Annotated in this window: 18 protein-coding genes; 15 read left to right on the forward strand and 3 right to left on the reverse strand. The window is 68.5% G+C overall.

Going from position 1 to position 23,085, the window contains the following annotated elements:
• Positions 1–20: 20 nt before the first annotated feature.
• Complete coding sequence (locus JIM95_RS03355) at positions 21–1,193, forward strand: DUF418 domain-containing protein (protein WP_200260772.1); 1,173 nt, start codon at positions 21–23, stop codon at positions 1,191–1,193.
• Here the strand turns inward: JIM95_RS03355 and JIM95_RS03360 are convergent.
• From JIM95_RS03360 to JIM95_RS03370, 3 genes are all read right to left on the reverse strand, one after another.
• On the reverse strand, positions 1,174–2,865 hold the full coding sequence (locus JIM95_RS03360; RefSeq protein WP_200260768.1) for an ATP-binding cassette domain-containing protein: 1,692 nt from the start codon (positions 2,863–2,865) through the stop codon (positions 1,174–1,176). The two genes, JIM95_RS03355 and JIM95_RS03360, sit on opposite strands and share 20 nt — an antisense overlap.
• Entirely contained in the window at positions 2,862–5,354 is a 2,493-nt protein-coding gene (locus JIM95_RS03365) for an ABC transporter ATP-binding protein/permease (RefSeq protein ID WP_200260765.1), read from the reverse strand. The genes JIM95_RS03360 and JIM95_RS03365 overlap by 4 nt, the downstream gene beginning before the upstream one ends.
• Before the next feature lie 145 nt (positions 5,355–5,499).
• On the reverse strand, positions 5,500–6,894 hold the full coding sequence (locus JIM95_RS03370; protein ID WP_200260762.1) for a YeeE/YedE thiosulfate transporter family protein: 1,395 nt from the start codon (positions 6,892–6,894) through the stop codon (positions 5,500–5,502).
• A gap of 290 nt (positions 6,895–7,184) precedes the next feature.
• On the opposite strand from JIM95_RS03370, the gene JIM95_RS03375 reads away from it, so the two are divergent.
• The 14 genes from JIM95_RS03375 (at position 7,185) to dmpG (ending at position 22,940) form a co-directional block, all read left to right on the forward strand.
• The gene (locus JIM95_RS03375) at positions 7,185–7,772 is read left to right on the forward strand and encodes a neocarzinostatin apoprotein domain-containing protein (protein WP_200260759.1); all 588 of its coding nucleotides are present in this window, start codon (positions 7,185–7,187) and stop codon (positions 7,770–7,772) included.
• 677 nt (positions 7,773–8,449) lie between these two features.
• The gene (locus JIM95_RS03380) at positions 8,450–9,613 is read left to right on the forward strand and encodes an EfeM/EfeO family lipoprotein (protein ID WP_200260756.1); all 1,164 of its coding nucleotides are present in this window, start codon (positions 8,450–8,452) and stop codon (positions 9,611–9,613) included.
• Entirely contained in the window at positions 9,610–10,899 is a 1,290-nt protein-coding gene (gene efeB, locus JIM95_RS03385; RefSeq protein WP_200260753.1) for an iron uptake transporter deferrochelatase/peroxidase subunit, read from the forward strand. The genes JIM95_RS03380 and efeB overlap by 4 nt, the downstream gene beginning before the upstream one ends.
• 74 nt (positions 10,900–10,973) lie before the next feature.
• Positions 10,974–11,984 carry a YeiH family protein gene (locus JIM95_RS03390; RefSeq protein WP_200260750.1) on the forward strand — a complete coding sequence of 337 codons (1,011 nt, stop codon included), beginning with the start codon at positions 10,974–10,976 and terminating at the stop codon, positions 11,982–11,984.
• 500 nt (positions 11,985–12,484) lie between these two features.
• Entirely contained in the window at positions 12,485–14,134 is a 1,650-nt protein-coding gene (locus JIM95_RS03395; protein ID WP_200260747.1) for an aromatic ring-hydroxylating oxygenase subunit alpha, read from the forward strand.
• Positions 14,131–14,682, forward strand: coding sequence for an aromatic-ring-hydroxylating dioxygenase subunit beta (locus tag JIM95_RS03400; RefSeq protein ID WP_200260744.1), 552 nt, complete (start codon positions 14,131–14,133; stop codon positions 14,680–14,682). Before JIM95_RS03395 ends, JIM95_RS03400 begins: the two co-directional genes overlap by 4 nt.
• A 7-nt stretch (positions 14,683–14,689) precedes the next feature.
• A complete protein-coding gene (locus tag JIM95_RS03405; protein ID WP_200260742.1) occupies positions 14,690–15,757 on the forward strand; it encodes a VOC family protein in 1,068 nt (355 codons plus the stop codon).
• Positions 15,754–16,452, forward strand: a complete 699-nt coding sequence (locus JIM95_RS03410) for a putative quinol monooxygenase (protein ID WP_200260740.1) — start codon at positions 15,754–15,756, stop codon at positions 16,450–16,452. Before JIM95_RS03405 ends, JIM95_RS03410 begins: the two co-directional genes overlap by 4 nt.
• Positions 16,453–16,665: 213 nt before the next feature.
• Positions 16,666–18,090 (forward strand): MFS transporter, encoded by a 1,425-nt coding sequence (locus JIM95_RS03415; RefSeq protein ID WP_200260738.1) that lies wholly within the window; start codon positions 16,666–16,668, stop codon positions 18,088–18,090.
• Positions 18,091–18,264: 174 nt separating this feature from the next.
• Positions 18,265–19,140 (forward strand): alpha/beta fold hydrolase, encoded by an 876-nt coding sequence (locus JIM95_RS03420; RefSeq protein ID WP_200260735.1) that lies wholly within the window; start codon positions 18,265–18,267, stop codon positions 19,138–19,140.
• Between the two features lie 23 nt (positions 19,141–19,163).
• Positions 19,164–20,099 carry a 3-carboxyethylcatechol 2,3-dioxygenase gene (locus JIM95_RS03425; protein ID WP_200260732.1) on the forward strand — a complete coding sequence of 312 codons (936 nt, stop codon included), beginning with the start codon at positions 19,164–19,166 and terminating at the stop codon, positions 20,097–20,099.
• 62 nt (positions 20,100–20,161) lie between these two features.
• Complete coding sequence (locus tag JIM95_RS03430; protein WP_200260729.1) at positions 20,162–20,938, forward strand: 2-keto-4-pentenoate hydratase; 777 nt, start codon at positions 20,162–20,164, stop codon at positions 20,936–20,938.
• Positions 20,939–20,952: 14 nt separating this feature from the next.
• Positions 20,953–21,903 carry an acetaldehyde dehydrogenase (acetylating) gene (locus JIM95_RS03435; RefSeq protein WP_200260726.1) on the forward strand — a complete coding sequence of 317 codons (951 nt, stop codon included), beginning with the start codon at positions 20,953–20,955 and terminating at the stop codon, positions 21,901–21,903.
• A gap of 26 nt (positions 21,904–21,929) precedes the next feature.
• Positions 21,930–22,940: a 4-hydroxy-2-oxovalerate aldolase gene (gene dmpG / locus JIM95_RS03440; protein ID WP_200260723.1), complete on the forward strand. Its 1,011-nt coding sequence runs from the start codon at positions 21,930–21,932 to the stop codon at positions 22,938–22,940.
• Positions 22,941–23,085: the final 145 nt, after the last annotated feature.

Here is a 23,085-nt window from a genome sequence, read left to right on the forward strand (position 1 = left end):
GCAATCGAAGGAGAACCATCGTGCCCCAGGTCAGCGCCGTGACGCAGTCTGTCCCCGTCCCGGGCGGCGGATCGGGGTCGCGGGTCGCGGGCATCGACGTCGCACGGGCACTCGCGATCTTCGGGATGATGTTCGCCCACATCGGTGCGGCCGCGGACTCTCCCGCCGGTGATGCGGCGCACCTGCTGGCGACGGGCCTGCCGTCCTCCCTCTTCGCGGTGCTCGCCGGTGTCTCGCTGGGCTTCATGGGCAGCGCGGGGGCCGCGGCGGGAGGTGAACGGCTGGCCGCCTCGCGGAGCAGGCTCTACGTCCGGGGCATGCTCGTTGTCGCGATCGGGCTGGGGCTGACGTACGTGCAGTCCGTGATCGCCGTGGTGCTCATGGCCATCGGTATCGAGATCATCCTGCTCGCCCCGGCCGTGCGGTGGCGGACCCGGACCCTCCTGATCTGGTGGGCGGTGCTGTTCCTCGCGGGCGCGGCGGTGACCACCCTGCTGCGACTGGGGGGCTTCTATTCGGTGCTGATCACCCTCGGTTATCCGCTCCCGGCCTGGCTGCTCTACGGGATCACCGGGATCCTGCTGCACCGCCATCTCATCCATTCCGGGCCGCGGGCGTGGACGGTCGCCGCGGTGACCGGGGCGGTGGTCGCGGGGGCGGGTGTCTGGTGGTGGCGCCTCGACGTGCTCGACATCGGGCACGACTCACCGCCCTTCGACTTCCACGACCCCGATCACGAGGTCGCCCGGGAGTTGTTCCTCTCCGCGGCCCCGCACAGCGGTGGTCTGGGGGATGTGGTGGTCAGCGTCGGTGCCTCCGTCGCGACCGTCGGGCTCTGTCTGCTGGCGTGCCGCGTCCGCTGGGTCGGGGTGCTGCTCTACCCGTTGCGTGCCACGGGTTCGATGGCGCTCACGGTCTATGTCGCGCACGTGCTCACCGCGACGATGCTCACGGGGTTCTCCCTCATGGCGTTGTTCGGGCACTGGGCCCCCTCCCACGGCGCCCCCCTGCCGGAGACCGGGAGCGGGTTCGACCCGGACGGCTTCGCGGTGACTGCCCTCGCGGCGCTGCTGTTGACCTCCCTGTGGCGGTGGCGGTTCAGGCGGGGCCCGCTCGAGGGTCTGCTGCGGTGGATCATCGGGAAGGCGACCCGCACCGATCTTCCGCCCCGGGTCACACCCGCCAGTCCCTGACCTTCCGCCACTGCCGCTCCATCCGGGCGAAGATCCCGCCCGCTGCGCTCAATTCCTCCCGGGTCCCCGACTCGACGATCCGGCCCTCCGACATGACCACCACCCGGTCGGCGATCTCCAGTACGGCGGGCCGGTGGGTGACGACGACGGTGGTGCGCCTCCCCTTCACCCGGGCGAGCGACGAGACGATGGCGCGCTCGTTGAGGGCGTCGAGGTTGGCCGTCGCCTCATCGACGACGAGCAGGTCGCCGGGCGCGGCGAGTGCCCGGGCGATGCCGACCCGCTGACGCTCACCGCCGGAGAGCCGGTTCCCCGATTCCCCGACCCTCATGTCGGGCCCGTCACCGGATGAGGCGGGCACCGAATCCAGCTGGGCGGCACTGATCACCTCGTCGAGTTCCGGGCCGGTGATCCGGAGGTTGTCCCGGATCGTCGTGTTTCCCAACACGGTGTCCTGGAACACGGCCGTGGTCATGGCCCTCAGGTCGGCGGCGCTGACCGGCCGCTCCCCCACCGATACGGTGCCGGTCGCCGGTTCGACGAGACCCGCCAGCACGTCGAGGAGCGTGGATTTGCCGCCCCCGGAGGCCCCGACGATGACGGTCGTCGTCCCGGGTTCGAGATCCAGGTCCACCCCGGCCAGCGCGACAGTGCCGTCCGGGCGGGTGACACCGATTCCGCGGGCACGGAGTGTCCCGGGGGCTGGGCGTCGCCCGGGCACGGTCGTGGGACGCTCGACGAGTTCGCGGAGCTGGCGCAGCGTCATACCGACGGTGTGGAGAGAGCTGGCGAGCATGGACACCGCCGTGATCTGTTCGATGACGCGCATGAGGACGATGACCATCACGGCCGCCTCGACGCCGTCCAGTCGCCCGTCGTCGTACGCAAGCCAGGTCGCGGCGCCGAAGCCCAGAAGAGTGAGCTGCAGAGCGGTGCTGGTGAGCATCTGTCCCGGGATCTGCCACAGCAGGAGCCGGCGCACCGCACGGACCCCGCCCACGACGGCGTCGTCGACGTGGGTCGATCCGCGCTCCACCCGTCCCGCGGTGCGCAGCGCCGGTTGGGCGACGGCGAACTCGACGAGCCGCTCGTCGAGTTCGAGGGTGGCACCGGTGAAGGCGTCGTCGGCGCTGCGCTCGATCCTCTCGGACAGCAGTACCGCGCCGAGAAGGAGCACCGCCCCCGCGACGGTGACCGGCGCGAGGCGCCAGTCGATGAACAGGAGTGCGACGGCGAGGAAGCAGGTGAAGGAGACCGCGGTCAGGATCGGGGTGATGAGCAGGACAACCATGCTGGTCAGTTCGATTCCGCCGCCGCCGATGAGGGAGCGCAGTTCCGATTTCCGTGCCGGTGTGAGCTCCTCGAGCGGGGTGTCCCGGATCGCCCGGACCCCGTGCCGTCCCACGGCCCGCATGGCGTGCAGTCCGAGCTCGACGCCGGTTCCGGCTGCGCTGCATTCGATCATCCAGATGGCGGCGGTGACCGCGATCAGCGCCGCGGTCCAGGGACCCGCGCCTGCGGTGTCCCGGTCGAAGAGGTGGTGCAGCAGGGGTACGAGCAGGACGACGGCGGCGACCTGCAGGCCGGAGGACAGCACGGTCAGTGCGGTGAAGCGGCGGAACGCGGTGGTTCCCGCGGCGCCGGTGATGCGGCGGATGTCGGTGACGATCATCGTGTGCTCCCTGCCTTCCAGAGATCGGCGTACGTTCCGTCGGTGGCGAGTAGTTGGTCGTGGGTACCGGATTCGGTGATGCGTCCGTCCCTCATGACGACGATCCGGTCGGCGCCGGTCACGGTGTGCAACCGGTGGGCGATCATGAGTACGGTCTTGCCGACCAGAAGGCGGTCGAGTCCCCGGCGGATCGCCCATTCGCTCTCCGGGTCGGCGGAGGCCGTCGCCTCGTCGAGCACCACGATGTCGGTGTCGGCGAGTAGTGCCCGCGCCACTCCGATCCGTTGCCGTTGCCCGCCGGACAGGCGGTTGCCGTCGATGACGGTGTCGTAGCCGTCCGGGAGCGTGTCGATGAAATCGGCGATGCCGACCGCCTCGGCGGCGGCGATGATGCTGTCCCGGTCCGCACCCGGTGCCGCGAGCGCGATGTTCTCCGCCACGCTGGTGTGCAGCAGCTGCACGTCCTGCAGCAGCACGCTCACCCTGCCGTAGAGCTCCTTCTGGCTGAGGTCGCGGATGTCGCGGCCGTCGATGCTGACGGATCCGCCGTCGACGTCCCACAGCCTGGCGAGCAGGGCGGCGACGGTGGATTTTCCGGCGCCCGAATCACCGACGACGGCGGTGACCGTTCCGGGTTCGAGGGTCAGCGAGAAATCCGGGAGGACGGGCCGGCCGGGTCCGTAGCCGAAGCGGACGTGGTTGAATACGACGTGGCCGGGGCTCCCCGGGCGGTCCGCGGGGTCCGCGAGGGTGGGCGTGGCGAGCAGGAGCTCGAGTCCGGCGACCGCGTTGAGGCCCTGCTGGAGGGCGCCGATGCTGTGGGAGACCGCGAGCAGCTGACCCGCGAAGGAGGTCCCGAGAATGAGGAAGGGAACCAGGTCCGTCGGGTCGATCCAGCCGACGAGGAGGAACAGCCATGCCGCGGTGCAGAGTAGGGCGATGACGGTGGCGGGGCGGTTGAGCATGACCATCGTGACCTTCGCCGGGGCGGTGCCGTGCTGCCAGGTGCTGACGAAATCGTCGATCTCGCGCATGGTGCCGTCGACGTCGACGATCGCGTCGTCGCCGAAGATGCGGGATTCCCGTTGGGTCTCGAGGTGCGTCTGCACCACGGCGTTGGCCTCCGCGACGAGTCGTTGGGAGGTGTGGAACCGGTCCCTGTCGCGGGTCATCATGCGCGACATGACCACGACGAAGAGCACGACGGGGATGAGCAGCACGAGGCCGAGACGCCACTGCACGCTCATGAGGTAGATGAGAACCGCAACGGGTGTGACCGCTGCCGCGACGACCTCCGGGACGGCGTGGGTGACGAGGTGGTGCAGGGCGGCGACGTCGCCGCCGATCAGTTTCCGCACGCCCGCCGATTCCCGCCGGTTGAACCACCCGAGGGGCAACCGCGTCACCTTCTCCATGAGCCTGAGGCGCAGGGCGGCGGCGAAGTGCGCGTCATAGAAGTGGAGGGCCGTGGTCAGGCCCACCGTGCCCAGGCCGCTGAGACCCATCACCACGAGGGCGGTGACCGCGGCCCGGAGGAAGTCCTGCTCCGGCGCGCCGTCCAGGAACATCCGCGCGATGTGGGCGAACAGGATCAGCGGGACGATCTGCAGCACCGACAGACACCCCTGGGCGATCCCGGCGAGAACCAGGGCGGTCTTCGCGCCGGCGAGCACACCCCGCGTCGGTGTGGCGGGTGTCGTGGCCGCGTCGTGGGGTGATGCGTGCTGTTCCGGTGCGTCGGTGTCGCGGTAGGCGCCCATTGCCCGCCCACGGATCCAGTAGCCCTGCGCGTGGAGCAGCGCCTTCGTCGCCCCGCACTCCCGTCGGAGATATGTCCGGGCGTGCCTGACGGAGGTGGATTCCGCGGTGAGCCAGGTGAACCAGCCGGACCAGTCTCCGCCCCGTATGGCCTGCACGAGCGCCTGTCCGTCGGGGAGGGCGTCGACCCAGGTCGCGGTGATGTTGTCGCCCTCCGGAAGCGGGAGCTGTTCGTCTAGGTCGCTGTTCTTCTCCAGGCGGATGACCACGGGCACCGAGGGGTCGATCGCGGCGGCGATGTCACAGATCGCGGGGTAGCCGGAGGAATCGCCGAGGAGCAGATAGCCGGGTGGCTGCGGGTCGAGCTGGACGAAGGGTTCCTCCGACATCCGCATCGCGCTGATCTCCGCGCCGGTTTCCGCGTGTCTGGCCCAGTGGGAGGCGGGGCCGGCGGGTTCGTGGAGGACGAACTCGAGGGTGAACTCGCCGGTGGCCGGATCGGCGTCCCGGATGGTGTAGCCGCGCTGGAATTCCTTCGCTCCCCCGTCCGGATCCGGGAACCAGGCCCGGATCCAGGCACCCGGCTTCTCCCCTTCGGGGTTGAGCAGGGTGTCGGACCGGAGTCGGAGCCGGAGGTAGTTGTCGGTGACCCACTCTCTGTCGATGAGTCGGACCCTGTGGTCCTTCGCCCCCATCGCCTTCATGATCGAACCGGATACGCCTTTGCCCATAGCTGGTCTCCTGTGTGCGCTGCGGAGCTGGATTCACCGCAGATTTCTTGCATTGTGAGTGCAAGAATACACAATAGGCGAGCCTCGCCTCATCTTTCGGGGATTCACGGGGCACCCGCCCGGCGGAGCGGCGGGTGCGGTGCGATCAACCCTTCCGCACCTTGATCCGCCAGCCGGCGTCCCCGGTGGCCCGGAACTCGGTCACCTCGTGCCCCGCCTCGGCGGCCCAGCGCGGAATCGCGTCGGTGGCCTGGGTGCAGTCGAAGTCGATGACCAGCGTCTGACCCGAGCGCAGCTCATCCATCGCCGAGACCGCCTCGATCAGCGGGAACGGGCACACGGCGCCGAGAGTGTCCAGGGCGAATTCCCCGGGTGCGACCTCGGTGAGCCCCGCAGGGGCGGACTGCTGCTCCCGGACCTTCAGCGCGACCGGAGCAACGGCGTACGCGGGGGCGGCCATGGACGTGGTGGCGGTCTCCGGGTGGGCGGCACGCCCGTCGACGCTCTCGTCGGTGCTGTAGGTCCCGGCCGCCGTCTTCCGCCCGGAGGGCTTCAGCCAGATCTTCGCGGCGACGCCGACGCCGACGGCGAAGAACGCGAGCGCGACCCAGCCCTGGTAGGTGAACAGAGAGGTCTGGACCATGCCGTTGCCGACGGTGCAGCCACCGGCCCAGCTGGCCCCGACTCCCATCCCGATACCGCCGACCACGGCACGTGAGGAGGTCCGGGCGTCGGGCACACGGACGCGGAACTCACCGGAGACCTTCGCCGCGATGAGCGCACCGACGAGGATCCCGAGGACGAGGAGCGCGCCCCAGTCGAGGAAGGAGCTGTCTCCGGTGACAATGTAATTGGCGACGTTCTTCGACGGCGTCGTGATCCCGAGACCGTCGTTGCGACCGGTGGCGGCGGACAGCGGCCAGGCAACGACGCCGATGACGCCGATGATCACCGCGGCGAGGTACACGTGCAGCGGCCTGCGGTGCAGCGGCTGGGCGAGGGAGACCGGCCGCGGGCCGGAGAACTCCGCCTGGAGGAAGCGCGCCGCGAGGTAGGCGGTCAGCACCCCGAGGCCGATGGCGAACCACCAGGGGGAGAGCCCGAAGGTGGCGGGCACGGTGGTCTGGCCGACCGTGAACTGCCTGAGCCAGGCGTTGACCCCGCTCAGCGGGCCGGTCTTCATCGCGGCGGCGGACAACGCGTACCCGACCAGGGCGAGCCAGGAACCGACCAACCCCTCCCCCGCGCGGTACCACGTGCCCGAGGCACAGCCGCCGGCGAGGACGATGCTGACACCGAAGATGAAGGCGCCGACGATGACGGCGGCAGGCGCGAAGGGCGAGTATTCGGGCGTGATGATCCCGGCCGAAGTGAGGGCCGTCAGCCCGATGGCGTGCACGGAGATGACGATGAGCAGTGCGGTGAACGGGCGCCACGTGCTGCGGGTGAAGATGTCGCGGAGCATGCCCGTCACGCAGAACCGCCCGCGCTGCATGACCGCGCCGAGTACGGCGCCGAGTATGAGTCCGGTGATGAGCATGGGAACCTCCTGTGGGTTCTTCTGGTGTGTCTGTTGCCGCGGAGTCCCCGTCCGTGGGGAATCCGATACCGGAACCATACAGCTCGGTCTATTATTTGTGAACCTTTCTGTTCATTGTTGTCCCCGGGCGGTCCATCGACGGAGCATCGCCCGTGCTCGTCGGGAAACCGGCCGGTCCGGTAGACGATAGAATTCGGGCAGAGCCCCGCCGACGGCACCCGTGCCGCTCCGCGGGCACCGACGGACACCGTCCCCCGGAGTCCGTCCCCACCAACGACGAAAGGCATCCCATGTCCCGACTCTTCACCGCCCGAACCGCCGCGTTCGCCGCCGCATCCCTGATCCTCGTCACCCCCCTCGCCGCCTGCTCGAACTCCGAGACGGAATCGACCACCGACCCGTCCGAGGTCGACGCCAGCATCTCCGAGATGAGTGAGTCCGTCTCCGAGGGGATCGCCGAGATGCAGTCGGAGCTGTCCCCCACGACCTCCTCGACCGCAACCGCAGCGCCGGACGTGAAGATCACCGTGGACAAGGCCGAGGGGATCAAGGCCGGTGACACCCTCACCGTCGAGGTCACCGGGCTGAACCCGGAGGCCGGGTACTACAGCGCCATCTGTGCGGCGCAGACCCCGGGTGGCGCGCCCGTCCCGGTCTGCACGGGCGAGATGGGCGACGTCGAGAGCCAGGCCTGGCTGCAGAACGAGCGCGGCACGGCGAAGATCGCCGAGGACGGGACCGCGTCCTTCACCCTCACGGTCAACCCCACCGGCGAAGGCATCGACTGCACCACCGACGAGTGCGTGCTCAAGGTCTTCGGCGACCACTCCGAGGGCTTCAAGGACGTGGCCGAGGTTCCGGTCACCTTCGCCTCCTGACCCGGATCGGCACGGAGGAATCCGGGGCGGCCACCGTCAGGGTGCCCGCCCCCGCTCAACCAGAAAACCTCTGGCGCGGAGACCTCGAACCGATGCAGCGGACACCGGCGCATCGGCTCGAGGTCTCTGCTCCGCGGTCACGTACACCCCGGAAGAGTCCGGCACCCCTCCCCCGAGGAGTTCCACGTCAGGTCCACCGGGTGCCCGGCCGACCACCGGACGCACCCCACCCGCAACCGGCGACACCGGGCAGCGTGAGCTAGCCTCCGGTCGTCCACCGCTTCCGCGCCCCGGGACACCGGGATCCGTCGACGGACGCTGGCCCGCAAACGTGTCCACAGACCCGGCGACCACGGCGACGCAGGAATCCGCGGTGATGAGAACGGGTGGCGCGGGTGCACACCGACTCCGGTCCGTACACCGGACGGAGAACCTCCGCACGCAGCTACGCGGGATCATCCGGTCGACACCGCCTACTCACCCCACCCCGGGTATCGGCCACCCCGCTCCGGTATCGGCGGCTCCACCCACCGAAGTGAGCGGACGATGACCACCACACCCACCCGAACCGAGACAGGGCCACCCCACGGACGACGCGAGGACATGAGGTGTGGGTAACCTGACAGGTGTAGAACTTCTTCTGCCGTTCCCACGCCATCGAGAAAGCCCACGTCCCCATGCATCGACGAACCAACCGACCGACGGCGGTCCTGCTGATCGCTGTCCTGTGGTCGGTCGCGGCCTGCTCGGGTGACGATGCCGCTGAACAGGCCGCATCTCCACCGCCGGGAATGTTCACCGTCGCGGCGGGCCCCGGCAGTTGCCGCATCAATGCGGACGCGGTTCAGGCGACCACCGGCGAACTCACTTTCACGGTCCGCAACGACGGTGACGAGCCAACGGACTTCACCGTCACCGGGCCGGACGGAACCCCCGTGGGAGAGGTCACCGGGATCGATCCGGACAGCTCCCGCAAACTCATCGTGAGCGCCACCGACCCGGGTGACTATCTCCTGGGCTGTGCACCGGATTCCGGGTCCGGCGCGACATCGACCACCATCACCGTGACCGGCGACGCCCTGCCGCGGGAGGACACCGATCCCGTCGCCGCGGAGGCGGTCGCCCGCTACCGCGACTACGTCGCCGGGCAGCTCGACAGGTCCGCGGAGGCCGCCGGCGAGCTCCGGGAAGCCATCCGGGCCGGGGATCTCGAGCGCGCCCGAAGCCGGTTTCTGGCGACACGCGCCCCGTACATGCGGATCGCACCGGCGGTGTCCGGCACGGCGGAGCGACTGGGTATCTCCGTCGACGCGCGGAGCACGGACCTCGAACCGGGGGACGCATGGGGTGGCATGCACGAGCTGGAGGAGGGTCTGTGGGGACCGGAGGGGGAACTCTCCGACGACGCAGTGGAGACCGCCGACGGGTTCCGGGATGACATCGCCACGCTCGCGGAGGCCGTCCGGGCGGATTCCCGCATGACGGCCGTGGACATCGCCGACCACGCACAGGATCTGATCGACCGTCTCTCCGACGCCGGGATCCACGGCGAGATCGACGTGCACAGCCACACGGAGCTCGCCGATTTCCAGGCTTCCCTCGAAGGGTCGAGGGCGGCGGTCGAGATCCTCGAGCCACTCATCGAACCGGTCTCCCCGGAACTGCCGGACCAGCTCGATGCCGGCTACTCGGAACTGCAGGAGCGACTCGACACCTTCCGGGACGGGGACGGGTTCGTCCCCTATGACAGGGTCGGCGTCCGGCAGCGGCGTGATCTCTCGGACACACTCGACGAACTGACCGCACGGATCGGTTCCGTGCAGGAGGTGGTGGCACGATGAGCGGAGACAACAAGGACCGGAAGAACACCGGGGGACGCCCGCTGTCCCGGCGTGGTTTCCTCGCCGGTGCCGGGATCGGTGCGGGACTCGGTGCGGCCGGCGCCGTCGGCGCCGACAGGTTCCTCGGTCCCCGGGACGGCGAACCCGCAGGTGACGGGGACTCACAGACCGTACCCTTCAACGGTGAGCACCAGTCCGGTATCACCACCGCGCAACAGGAACGCATGTACTTCGTCGCCCTCGACGTGGCGACCGACAGCCGCGACGAACTGCGCGATCTCCTGCGGACATGGACCGTGATGGCCAGACGGATGTCCCAGGGCCTGGAGGCTGAACCGGACGGTTCGGTCGGAGTGGACCGGAACGCCGTCGCCACCGACACGGGCGAGGCGGTGGGGCTGCGCCCGGCGCGCCTCACCGTCACCGTCGGTTTCGGCCCGTCACTGTTCGACGACCGCTTCGGGCTCGCCGCGGCCCGGCCGGAGGAACTGGAGGACCTCCCCCACTTCGCCGGCGACCAGATCAACGAGGAGATCTCCCGCGGGGATCTGTGCATCCAGGCGTGCGCGGATGATCCGCAGGTCGCGGTACACGCCGCCCGGGTACTGACGAAGGCCGGCAGCGGGCTCGTGACGGTCAAGTGGGCGCAGCTCGGGTTCGGACGCACGGCGTCGACGTCGATCACCCAGGGCACCCCGCGCAACCTCTTCGGATTCAAGGACGGTACGGCGAACCTGAAGAACGAGTACACCAACCTCATCAACGAACACGTCTGGGTCCACGACGGCTCCTGGATGGACGGCGGATCGTATCTCTGTGCCCGGCGCATCCGCATGCTGCTGGAGAACTGGGACCGGCAGACCCGCCGCGAACAGGAGGAGGTGTTCGGCAGGACGAAGGACGAGGGAGCGCCCATCGGCCGGGAACACGAGGAGGACCCGATGCCCTTCAACGAATGGCACGGTACGGACGGCCCGCTCATACCCGCCCACGCCCACTCGCGTCTCGCCAGCGCCCCGGCGAATGACGGTGCCCGCATGCTGCGCCGCGGCTACAACTTCGTCGGGGGTGTCGACGAGTACGGGCACCTCGATGCCGGTCTGTTCTTCATCGCCTTCGTCGCCTCCCCACGGGACGATTTCATCGCCGTCCAGTCGAATCTCTCGCACCACGACAACATGAACGAGTTCGTGCGGTACGAGAGCTCCGCGATCTTCGCCTGCCCCCCGGGCCTCGTCGACGATGACGACTGGTGGGGCCGTGGCCTCTTCGAACGGGCCACCTGAGTCCGCGACGCAGCCGTCCCGCCACGGGTGAGGAAACTGCTGTGCTCCAGCAGCTGAAGCGCTAGGGTTGTCCCATGAATAAAACCCGAGCCGCGGTACCCGGACTGTTGTTCTGTCTCATCGGAGCCGCCGTGTCCTTCGGGGTGGACGCGGTCATCGAGCGGGCCACGGGCATCAGCGTGCTCCTGCTGGTCGCGATCATTCTCGGCAGCGTCGTCGGCAACGTCCGTCCCGTCTCCCCGCGACTGCTCCCCGGGGTCGCCGTCGCGTCACGGACCGTGCTCAAGGTCGGTGTCGCGCTCCTCGGACTCGGTGTCCCGGCCGCCACCGTCCTCGCCCTCGGGTGGCCGGTCCTGGTCGTCGCGGTCCTCACAGTGACTCTCGGATTCGCCGCGACGGCGCTCCTCGCCCCTGTATTCGGCCTACGTCGTCAGCAGGCACTCCTGATCGGTGCCGGCTGCTCCATCTGCGGGGCGGCGGCCATCGGCGCGGTCGACGGGGTCCTGACGAAGAAGAAGGAACACGAGTTCGTCACCGCGATCGCGGTCATCGCGCTGCTCGGCACGATCCTGCTCGCACTGGCACCCGTCATCGGTCACCTGGCGGGGTGGGATCCGCGGCAGGAGGGGATCTTCATCGGCATCAGCGTCCACGAGGTCAGCCAGGTGGTCGCGGCCGGCGGTATCGCGGGCGCGGCGGTGCTCCCCATCGCGGTCACCGTGAAACTCGGCCGTATCCTCCTGCTGGCCCCGATGATGATGATCATCGCGGCTCTCGAACGTCGGCACGCGGCACGGGCCGCCGCCGACGGGGACACCTCGGTGGTGCTCCCTCCCCTCGTTCCGGCGTTCGTCGCGGCCTTCATCGTTCTCGTCGCCGTCCGCACCCTCGTGCCGTTGCCGGAGGGACTGATCGACGGGGTCGGCTCCTTCCAGCACTGGATGTTCGCCGCGGCGATGTTCGCCCAGGGAACGGGTGTGACGGTCGCCACGATCAGAACCGCCGGGGTGAAGCCCTTCCTCTTCGGCCTCGCGATCACACTCGTCGTCATCGCCGCCGGCGTCGCGGGCGCGCTGCTGGCCTGACGTTTCCGTGTCTCCGGCGGTGCGGAACCGGCAGCCCGGGATCCGACGGGCCAGGTCCGGGGCCGGTACCGTCCGGTGGGCCGTCCCGCAACCACACGATCACAGCGTGCGGTGACAGACCCCACCAAGGGGTCGTTCCCCGCGTCGACGACGGCCGGTCCAGGGTTCTCCCCACACGCGAGCTGCGGGACCCGGTCACCGGAGTCGGACAGAGCCGACGAGCACGCAGACCCAGGAGAGCAACCGGCACCGTGGGTGGGTGGAACCGGGCCGGTGACACCGGGAATCTGAGATCCCGACCACGCGGGGAACCGGGAACCGGCACCACGCTGTTCGCGCAGAACCGCTGGCGCGAGACCGGACACACGTCTCCACGTGCACGCGTCACGCCGTCCACGAGCCCGACGTTCCACGAGCCGGAACGACATCCACGGCCCCGGTGTGGCGGCCCCTACATTGGGCACACAGCATGACCCACCCCACAGCCCAAGGAGCACGCCGTGCCTGACATTGATTCACTCATCGATCCCGTCGGAGGATACGTCTCCGGCAGGATTTTCGTAGACGACGACATCTACCAGCAGGAACTGGAACAGGTGTGGCAACGCACCTGGGTGTTCCTCGCGCACGACTCCATGCTGCCGAAGAAGGGCAGCTACCTGCAGGCCTACATCGGCGAGGACCCGGTCGTCGTCGTGCGGCAGAAGGACGGCAGCGTCAGCGCCTTCCTCAACCAGTGCCGTCACCGGGGCATGCGCATCTGCCGTGCCGACCGGGGTCTGTCCAAGGGTTTCATGTGCTCGTTCCATGGTTGGGCCTACGATCTGGCCGGCAATCTCATCGACATCCCGCACGAGGACACCGCGTATCCGCAGGGTATCGACAAGTCCAAGCTCAGCGCGATCAAGGTGCCCCGCATCGAGAACTACAAGGGATTCATCTTCGGTTCCTGGGACGAGACCATCCCGCCGCTCGAGGAGTACCTCGGGAACGCCAGGTACTACCTGGACGGGTACCTCGACCGCTACGAGGGAGGCATGGAGGCGATCGCGGTCCACAAATGGGTGCTGCCCGCGAACTGGAAGTTCAACGTCGAGCAGCCGACCTCCGACATGCAGCACTCGGAGATCAGCCACGTCTCGGCCGTTGAGGCACTGGCCAGCGGATCGGACACCTTCGACCGGAAGAAGGGCCGCGAGAAGATCCCCACCGGACGCCAGTTCTTCAGCCCCTACGGCCACGGCGGCGCCTGGTTCGGCCGCCGCGGCAGGGAGATCCCGAACACCGCGCCCGCGTTGATCGAATGGGAGAACTCGGTCCGCGGGGCCATCGAGGAACGGTTGGGCGAGTTCCGTGAGATCCGCGGACACATGAACGTCTTCCCGAACTTCATGCTCCTGGGCAACTACACGTTCCGGGTGACCCATCCGCGCGGACCGAACGAGATGGAGATCTGGTCCTGGGCGTTCGTTCCCAAGGATGCCCCGGAATCCGTCAAGGAGGCGATCCGTGTCGACGTCATGCGCACCTTCTCCCCCGGCGGCATGTTCGAACAGGACGACGCCGAGAACTGGGAGGAGATGCAGCACATTCTCCAGGGCGCGATGGCCCGGAAGACCGGGTTCACCTACAACATGCGCGGGGTTCCCGTCAGTGCGGACGAGGACGGCTACCCGGGAGGTTCCACCGCCCACGTCTACTCCGACAACGCCGCGCTCAACATGTACGGGTTCTACCGGGATCTCATGGGCGGAGCCAGCTGGGAGGAGCTCAAGGCCATGCGGGGCGGCGAACCCGAGATCAGGAACGCCGACTACTCCGCGGTCATGGCCGAGGGCGCCGACGCGCACAACACCGAGGCCGAGTTCGGCATCGACGAGGCGAACGCGGCTCTCGACGCCGCCGACGCGGCCGCACGGGTCCCGGCGGCGACGCGCGCGGAGGCCACACCGACCGGAGCCGCGGGCAAGGCGGACGCCACGGCCCGGGGCGTCGACGGAAGCAGCATCCCCGACCCCGATCACGAAGGTCCCACGGCGGCGACGATGCGCGACATCGTCCGCGCCGAGGCGGCGGCCGCATCCCGTCAGCGGACCATGGCCGGCACCGCCGCACGCCCCACAGCCACCGATCCGAAGGAGCAGAAGTGACCAGCCCGAACCCGACACTGGCGGAACGCATCCCCGTCACCGCGGAGACCGAACGGGCCATCACCCGTTTCCTCTACGACGAGGCCGAACTCGTCGACAACATGGAGTGGGACGCCTGGCTGGAGACCATGCACCCGGACGTCTACTACTGGGCGCCGGTGCGGGAGAACAGGGTGTTCCGGGAACGGAAGCACGAGTTCTACCCACGGGGCACCTCCGTGTACTTCGAGGAGAACTGGGAGTACCTCCGCCAACGCGTGTTCCGTCTGCAGACGCAGAAAGCCTGGGCGGAGGAGCCCGCGTCCCGCACGCGCCATCTCGTGACGAACGTCCGGGTGGACGGGCGGGAGGACGGCAACTTCAACGTCCGGTCGAACTTCTACATCTACCGCTCCCGCGGGGAGCGCTACCAGGACCACATCTCGGGTGAGCGCCGGGACATCATCGTTCGCGACGAGTCCGCGCGCTGCGGCTTCCTCATCCTCGAACGGGAGATCCGGTTCGACATGGCGACCATCCTGATCAAGAACCTGAGCCTCTTCTACTAGGAGAACCATGAAGACAACGAACCTCCTCCGCGTCGGCATCGTCGTCACCGACCTCGATGCCGCGATGGACAGCTACCGCCGTATCCACGGCATCACCGACTGGGACGTGTCCCACATCGACGCGGGGCAGACCTCGTCCGCGGTCAGCTACGGACGCACGACCTCGACCACCCCCGGGACCTGGCGGGCCGCCATCGGGACGACCCGGCCCGCGCCCTCCGCGACGGGCCCCGGGGGCGGCCCCTCCCGACCCGTGACCTTCGAGCTCGTCGAGCCCACGGGCGGGGAATCGCCATTCAACGAGTACCTGCTCACCAAGGGACCCGGCATCTGCTTCATCCGGGTTCTCGCCACCGGAGGCGACGATGTCGCCGGGCACTTCGACCGGCTCGGCATCCCGGCCGTCTACAGTGCCGACATCGACGGCTCCAGACGGACCTTCTACGACACGCGGGACGCTCTCGGTGGATTTCTCGTGGAGATGGTCACCGGGGCAGCCGAACCGGCGACGGACGCCACCGACCGGGAACCCACCAGCGGGGTGCTTCCCCCACTCCAGGGCATCCACCACTTCGGCGTCATCGTCGACAATGTCCTCGGGAGCCTCGAGGCGTACCGGGACATCTTCGGGATCACGAGATTCGAGTGCAAAACCTGGCAGACGGGCCACGGCCGGCTGGATGATCCCCGGTACCGCGGTGAGAAGGTCGACCACGGCTACTTCACCGCGCAGGGCTCGGCGGGGGACTTCGGTTTCGAGATCATCCAGTGCAAGCACGGACCGAGTCACTACAACCGCGAGTTCTCGGACATCCGCGGCCCCGGAATACACCACATGTTCAGCTGGATGACCACGGACGAGGACGAGTGGCGGGACACGGTCGCGGCGATGACCGGGGCGGGCCACGGTCTGTGCATGGGGTCCCCCCTGCGGGGACACGCCGCCGAGTTCGGCTACTTCGACGTGTTCGATGAACTCGGCGGATACCTCATCGAGGGAGTGCTGCGTCGACGCCCGCCAGCTCCGGAGCACATGCGGCCCGACTGGGTCGTCGACTTCGGGGAACAGCGATGATCCGCGTCATCCACACCTTCGGCGCACTTCCCGACGGTCTCCTCGACGAGGTCCGCGCGCTCCGCGGGCGGGTGGAGCAGGCGGAGGTCTACTCGACTCTCGCGGCCGGCGAGGAGGAGCACGCACTCGCGCTGCTGTTCGCCGACGAGCGCGGGTACGGCGATCTGCTCCGCGGGATCACGGACCATCCGGTCCTGCATGATCTGCTCCGCTGCACCGACACCGGGACCGCGATCTACCGGCGGGTGCCCTATGCGCTGGACGGTGCCGTCTGGCGTCCTGCCGAACGCCCCGATCCGGCGGTGATGTGGCCCGCCCGTGGGCCGGTGGACATCGTGATCCAGGGCGCCTACGAGGCCGGGCCCGAGATGCGCGACCTGACCGCGAGGGAGATCTCCGACACCCGACGGGAACCCGGCTGCCTCACCTATGCGTGGTACGAGAACGTCGAGCTGCCGAATCACCTCATGCTCCTGGAGACGTGGGCGGATCAGCAGATCTACGACGCGCACTGGTTCGGGCGCACGGCGACGGCCGGGTACCGCGGCGATTCGGGTCGACGTCCCACGCCACCTGAGAGAGGGGAACCGGTCCGGGAGTTCTACCGGAGCCAGCGGTTCGAGTTCCACTACGGGCGGATGCTGCCGGTCGACGTCCGGGACTACTCCCGGACCGTGGAGTGGTCGGCGAGCTGACCGCCGGGACGCTCCCTCCGACCTGAGGCGCCATCCGCGCATCGCGGGTGGCGCCTCAGGCATTCACCACCGGTGAGCGCGGAGTCGGGGCCGTGACCCGGCATTCCGCCTGATGAAACGCCGTACCACCCACCGGAACGAGTTGTAGCTCACATTGGACACGGATGCTTCTCTTGGATCACACAACGTCCCCTACCTTCATCTGGAGCACCCATGACACAGTCCACCCCGGCGGGCACCGACCCGACGGCTCTCGCCGCGACGGCCAGCGCGGTCGTTCCGGAGAGCACCGATCCCCGCGAGCGGCGGCGCGCCGTTCTCTCCAGCTTCCTCGGCAGCACCGTCGAGTACTACGACTTCCTCCTCTACGCCGCTGCAGCCGGCCTCGTGTTCCCGAAACTGTTCTTCGGTTCACTGAGCCCGGAGCTCGGCACGACCCTCTCCTTCCTCATCCTGTTGATCGGCTACATCTCCAGACCCATCGGCTCGATGGCGTTCGGCCACTTCGGCGACAAGTACGGACGAAAGAACGTCCTCGTCGTCACCCTGCTGACCATGGGCCTCGTCTCGGTGACCATCGGACTCATGCCTTCCGCGGACAAGATCGGGGTCGCCGCACCGATCATCCTCGTCGCCCTGCGCACGGTGCAGGGGCTGGCCGTCGGCGGTGAGTGGGCGGGCGCGACGCTCATGGCGATGGAGCACTCCAAGCGGAACAACAAGGGCTTCGGCGCCTCCCTCGCCATCGCGGGCGGCCCCGCGGGCGCCGTGCTCTCCACCCTCGTTCTCGCGGTCTTCTCCAAGATCTCCGGGGACAACTTCGCCAATCCCGAGCGGTACTTCGTCACCGACTGGGGCTGGCGCGTGCCCTTCCTGTTCTCCGCGGGAATCGTCATGTTCGGTCTCTACCTCCGTTCACGGGTGACCGAGTCACCGGAGTTCGAGGCCGCCCGGCGCGAAGGCCGCGTGCACACCGGCGTACCGCTGGTGAAGATGCTCCAGGATTCACCCCGCGAACTCGTCCTCGGCCCCCTCGCCGGCATGGCGGGACTGTTCATCCAGGGCCTCCAGGCATCCTTCATGGTCCCCTACATCGTCCGCCAGAGCGCCGACTCCGCCGACCCCATCTCCCGGGGAGACGCGCTGATGATGCTGACCATAGGCTCGGTGGTCGCGATCTTCGTCATGCCGGGACTCGCTGCGCTCTCCGACCGGTTCGGACGTCGTCGCGTCATGCTGCTCGGTGGCCTGGTCTCGGTGGTGGGGCTCTGGATCGTCCTCCGGATGATCCAGACAGGCGACCCGTCCAACGTGTGGATCGGCATGATCCTGATGGTCTGCGTCGTCCAGCCCGCCCAGTACGGCCCCATCGGCGCCTTCCTGTCCGAGAAGTTCGATCCCGCCCACCGCTACACGGGAGCCGGCATCACGTTCCAGGTCTCCGCCATTCTCGGCGCCGGCACCGCCCCGCTCGTCGCCAACAGGCTCATGGGCACGAACGCGGACCTCACCCCGGTCGCGATCTACGCGACCGTGCTCTTCATCATCAGCTCGATCGCGATCTACGTCTCCAGGGAGACGGCCCACCGGGAGACCCCGGAGGAGCGTTTCCAGGAGACCGCGGTCTTCAAGGCCTGAGACAGCCACCCGGCCGGTGTTCCACTCCGCGGAACACCGGCTGAGGGCCGTTCCCGGGGACCATACGATCAGCTCTACCACCGGTGATACCGGCCCTCACCCGGCACGCACCGACCGAGCCCCGGCCCCGGGCCCCGACGGCGTTCACCACCCCACGCTCCAAGGAGAATAAAGATGACCCACCGTAGTTACACCAGCACCTGGGACGATCTCGCCGAGGTCGAGTTCGACCAGGGATACATCGAGGCGGGCGGCTACCGCACGCGCTACCTCCACGCCGGAACCCCGGACAAGCCGACCCTGTTCATGCTCCACGGGATCACCGGCCACGCCGAGGCCTACGCCCGGAACCTCGCGGCCCACGCGGAGCACTTCAACGTCTACGCCATCGACTTCATCGGCCACGGGTACAGCACCAAGCCGGAACACCCACTGGAGATCAGACACTACATCGGCCAGGTTCTGGCGATCATGGACGAGCTCGGCGTCGAGAAGGCCCACTTCTCCGGCGAATCGCTCGGCGGGTGGACCACAGCCCGCCTGGCGCAGCAGCATCCGGAACGCGTGGAACGGATCGTCCTGAACACGATGGGCGGAACGATGGCCAATCCGAAGGTCATGGAACGTCTCCTCACCCTGTCCACCGAGGCCGCGGAGGATCCCAGCTGGGAGCGGGTCAAGGCGCGGCTCGAATGGCTGATGGCCGACCCGACGATGGTGACCGATGACCTGATCCGGACGCGGCAGCGGATCTTCGAGCAGGACGACTGGAAGATGGCCTGTGAGATGAACATGGCGCTCCAGAACCCCGAGATCCGCCGCCGGAACATGCTCTCTGACGACGATCTCCGCCAGATCCAGGCGCCCGCTCTCGTCCTGTGGACCACCAAGGATCCCTCCGGCCCGGTCGACGAGGGGCGCCGGATCTCGGAACTCATCCCCAACGGCCAGCTGGCCGTGATGGAGAACTGCGGTCACTGGCCCCAGTACGAGGACACCGAGACGTTCAACAGGATCCAGCTCGACTTCCTGCTCGACCGGACGTCCTGAACAGACAACCAAGGAGAACCGACATGAGTATCCAGCTGCTGGCGATGTCACACAGCCCTCTGCTCGGCATCGCCGACGCACCCGCCGATGTCTCCGCGGAACTCGACGAGGCCTTCGCGACGGTCCGTGCCGCGGTCGACGAGTTCGATCCCGAGCTCGTCGTCACCTTCGCCCCGGACCACTACAACGGGTTCTTCTACGACCTGATGCCGCCCTACTGCATCGGCTACGAGGCCCTCGGGGTCGGTGACTACGACTCCCAGGCCGGTCCCCTCGACGTGCCGACCGGCATCAGCGAGGAGATGGCGCAGTTCGTCATCGACCGCGACGTCGACATCGCCATCTCGCGCCGCATGGAGATCGACCACGGGGCCGTCCAACCGCTGGAGGTGCTCTGGAAGGACATCGCGGCCAAGCCGACCATCCCGATCTACGTCAACGGTGTCGCCAGGCCGTTCGTTCCGATGCGCCGGGTCCGCAGAATGGGCCAGGCGGTGGGCGAGTTCCTTGCCGGTCGCGACGAGCGGATCCTGCTCATCGCGTCCGGCGGACTCAGCCACGATCCGCCGGTGCCGCAGTGGGCCACCGCCACGGATGAACAGCGCGCCCTCCTCCTCGCCGGGCGTCACCCCACCGAGGAGGCACGCAATGCGCGCCAGCAACGGGTCATCGACACCGCGAAGAAGTTCGCCGAGGGCGAGGCCGACATCCTCGACCTAAACCCCGAGTGGGACCGCGGCTTCATGGACGCCTGCGCGGCCTCCGATCCGGAGCGGTTCGACCGGTACACCGCCGATGAGATGGACGCCGAGGCGGGTCACTCCTCCCACGAGGTCCGCTCCTGGGTCGCGGCGTTCTCCGCGCTCCACGCGGCCACCGGCGGCTACCGGGTGACGTACGAGTACTACCGCCCCATCCGGGAGTTCATCGCCGGCTTCGGCATCATGTCCGCCCGGTGACCCGGTTCCCCTGACCACCACCCTCCCCTCCAATCCAGCCCGACCAGGAGTCACGTTCCCCCATGACAGATCAGTACCAGCGGATGGCCGATGAACTCGCCGCCGCCTACCGCACCCGACGGCCCGTCGCCCCGCCCCGCACCGTGATCGACGGTCTCGACGTCGATGGCGCCTACCGCATCCAGCAGCTGACGGAGGCCGCGTTCACCGCCGCCGGTCAGCGGATCGCGGGCAGGAAGATCGGGCTCACCTCGATCGCCATGCAGCAGCAGCTCGGTGTCGACAGCCCCGACTTCGGGTTCTTCACCGACGGGATGGTCCACCGTGCCGGCGAGCCGATCGCCGCGGGCCGGTTCATCGCCCCCCGGATCGAACCGGAGCTCGGTTTCCGGCTGGGCTCGGATCTGTCCGCGGACGCGACCTTCGACGATGTCGTCGCAGCCGTCGATGAGACGTATCTCGCGGTGGAGATCATCGATTCCCGGGTCCGGGACTGGGACATCCGACTCGTGGACACCATCGCCGACAACGCGTCCTGCGGTGCGGTCGTCATCGGTGACTCTCCCGTCGACATCCCGGTGGATCAGCTCCCCTCGGTCACCGCGGCGATGCGCCTGGACGGCGAACTGACCGGCGAGGGCACCGGTGCCGCGGTCATGGGGCACCCTCTCGAGCCACTGGTCTGGCTCGCGGGCGTCCTGGGCGGGCAGGGGGTCACGCTCCGGCGTGGCGACCTGATCCTCACCGGCAGCTTCTGCGCCGCCGCCCCCATCGCCCCCGGCACCGTCGTGGAGGTCGACTACGGATCTCTCGGAACCCTGACCACCTCCTTCACCTAAAGGGAAGAAACCACATGAGCGACAAATACACCGCAGCCATCGTCGGCCCCGGGAACATCGGGACCGATCTGCTGATGAAGCTGCTGAAGAACTCCCGCAACATCGAACCCGTGTACATGATCGGCGTGGATCCGACCTCCGACGGTCTCGCCCGCGCAGAGAAACTCGGCGTCGAGGCGTCACCGGGTGGTGTCGACTGGCTGCTCTCCCGTGACCGGCTCCCGGACATCGTCTTCGAGGCGACCTCCGCCGGCGCGCACCGGGCGAACGCGCACCGGTACCGGGAGGCGGGTATCCGGGCCATCGACCTGACCCCGGCCGCCGTTGGCCCCCACCTGTGCCCGTCCGTGAACATGGACACGCTGCGCACGGTGGACAACGTCAACATGATCACCTGCGGTGGGCAGGCGACCACCCCGATCGTCGCCGCCGTCTCGAGGGTGGTGCCCGTCGAGTACGCGGAGATCGTGGCCTCCATCTCCTCCAGGTCCGCCGGACCGGGAACCCGCGCCAGCATCGACGAGTTCATGGCGACGACCTCGGCCGCCCTGGAGAAGGTGGGCGGCGCGAAACGCGCGAAGTCGATCCTCATCCTCAACCCGGTGGAACCGCCGATGCTCATGCGCAACACGGTCTACTGCGCCCTTCCCCCGGAGGCCGCGGAGCCCGGCCCGCTCCGGGACCGGATCCGTGAGTCCGTGCAGCAGATGGTCGCCGACGTCCAGAAGTACGTTCCCGGATACCACCTCACGGCTGAACCCCAGTTCGACACCGCACGTGCCGACTGGCGGGGATGGGGCCGGGTGACCGTCCTCATCGAGGTACGGGGGGCCGCCGACTACCTGCCGGAGTACGCCGGAAACCTCGACATCATCACGGCGGCGGCGGTTGCGACCGCCGACACCTACGTCGACCTCCTCCGCCGGGACGACGCCGCCACCGCACCGGTCAGCGCAGCCCGGTGACCCCGACAGAGAAGAAGAGGACCGACATGACCAGGATAAGACTGAACGACACGACCCTCCGCGACGGTTCGCACTCCGTCCGCCACCAGTACACGCCGGAGCAGGTGCGCGCGGTCGTGCGTGCGCTGGACGACGCGAACATCGAGATGATCGAGGTCACCCACGGCGACGGCCTCGGTGGCTCGTCCTTCAACTACGGGTTCTCCCACACCAGCGATCTCGATCTCGTCGAGGTCGCCGTGGACGAGGCCCGGAACGCGAAGATCGCGGTTCTCCTGCTCCCCGGACTCGGAACGGTGGCCGACCTGAAGGAGGCCCACGCACGCGGTGCCGGAATGGTCCGCATCGCCACGCACTGCACCGAGGCGGACATCTCCGTCCGGCATTTCCAGGCCGCCCGCGAACTCGGGCTGGAGACAGGTGGCTTCCTGATGCTCTCCCACCGGATCAGCCCCGCGGAACTCGCCGCGCAGGCCAGGATCATGGTGGACGCGGGATGCCAGTGCGTCTATGTCGTCGATTCCGCGGGAGCCCTGATCATGGAGCAGGCCGGGGACCGCGTGAAGGCGCTCGTCGATGAGATCGGGGACGAGGCCCAGGTCGGTTTCCACGGGCACCAGAACATGTCCTTCGGGGTGGCGAACTCCGTGCTCGCGGTTCGCGCAGGGGCACGCCAGATCGACGGATCACTCGCCGGACTGGGTGCCGGTGCCGGGAACTCCCCCACCGAGGTCGTCGCCACGTCCTTCGCGGTCCTCGGGATCGAGACGGGCGTGGACGTGGAGAAGATCCAGGCGGCCGCCGAGGACGTCCTCAAGCCGATGGTCCCGCGGCTCCCCGCCATCGACCGCAGCTCCATCGTGCAGGGCCAGATGGGTGTCTACAGTTCCTTCCTGCTGCACGCCGAGCGGGCGAGTGAGCGCTACGGCGTCCCGACCGCGGAGATCCTGCGCGAGGTCGGTCGCCGGGGTTACGTCGGTGGCCAGGAGGACATGATCATCGACGTGGCGGTGCATCTGAGCGACTCCGCCGCCTGACCCGCCGTTCACGGCCCGAGGGGTGTGCCCCCGCCCGATGAAAGGGCGGGGGCACACCCCGTTTCCCGGTGGAGAACGTAGGGTTCGCGCGCACACCGGTTCCCGGCGGGCGACCGCTCCCCGCTCCCGCATGGTGGGCCCGGGG

Source organism: Corynebacterium antarcticum (assembly GCF_016595285.2).
Classification (GTDB): Bacteria; Actinomycetota; Actinomycetes; order Mycobacteriales; family Mycobacteriaceae; genus Corynebacterium; species Corynebacterium antarcticum.

What these genes read in the sequence shown, in the direction of transcription:
- JIM95_RS03360 (WP_200260768.1), bottom strand. Translation starts at nt 2,865, where the DNA reads ATGATCGTCACCGACATCCGCCGCATCACCGGCGCCGCGGGAACCACC.
- JIM95_RS03365 (WP_200260765.1), bottom strand. Translation starts at nt 5,354, where the DNA reads ATGGGCAAAGGCGTATCCGGTTCGATCATGAAGGCGATGGGGGCGAAG.
- JIM95_RS03370 (WP_200260762.1), bottom strand. Translation starts at nt 6,894, where the DNA reads ATGCTCATCACCGGACTCATACTCGGCGCCGTACTCGGCGCGGTCATG.
- JIM95_RS03375 (WP_200260759.1), top strand. Translation starts at nt 7,185, where the DNA reads ATGTCCCGACTCTTCACCGCCCGAACCGCCGCGTTCGCCGCCGCATCC.
- JIM95_RS03380 (WP_200260756.1), top strand. Translation starts at nt 8,450, where the DNA reads ATGCATCGACGAACCAACCGACCGACGGCGGTCCTGCTGATCGCTGTC.
- efeB (WP_200260753.1), top strand. Translation starts at nt 9,610, where the DNA reads ATGAGCGGAGACAACAAGGACCGGAAGAACACCGGGGGACGCCCGCTG.
- JIM95_RS03390 (WP_200260750.1), top strand. Translation starts at nt 10,974, where the DNA reads ATGAATAAAACCCGAGCCGCGGTACCCGGACTGTTGTTCTGTCTCATC.
- JIM95_RS03405 (WP_200260742.1), top strand. Translation starts at nt 14,690, where the DNA reads ATGAAGACAACGAACCTCCTCCGCGTCGGCATCGTCGTCACCGACCTC.
- JIM95_RS03410 (WP_200260740.1), top strand. Translation starts at nt 15,754, where the DNA reads ATGATCCGCGTCATCCACACCTTCGGCGCACTTCCCGACGGTCTCCTC.
- JIM95_RS03415 (WP_200260738.1), top strand. Translation starts at nt 16,666, where the DNA reads ATGACACAGTCCACCCCGGCGGGCACCGACCCGACGGCTCTCGCCGCG.
- JIM95_RS03420 (WP_200260735.1), top strand. Translation starts at nt 18,265, where the DNA reads ATGACCCACCGTAGTTACACCAGCACCTGGGACGATCTCGCCGAGGTC.
- JIM95_RS03425 (WP_200260732.1), top strand. Translation starts at nt 19,164, where the DNA reads ATGAGTATCCAGCTGCTGGCGATGTCACACAGCCCTCTGCTCGGCATC.
- JIM95_RS03430 (WP_200260729.1), top strand. Translation starts at nt 20,162, where the DNA reads ATGACAGATCAGTACCAGCGGATGGCCGATGAACTCGCCGCCGCCTAC.
- JIM95_RS03435 (WP_200260726.1), top strand. Translation starts at nt 20,953, where the DNA reads ATGAGCGACAAATACACCGCAGCCATCGTCGGCCCCGGGAACATCGGG.
- dmpG (WP_200260723.1), top strand. Translation starts at nt 21,930, where the DNA reads ATGACCAGGATAAGACTGAACGACACGACCCTCCGCGACGGTTCGCAC.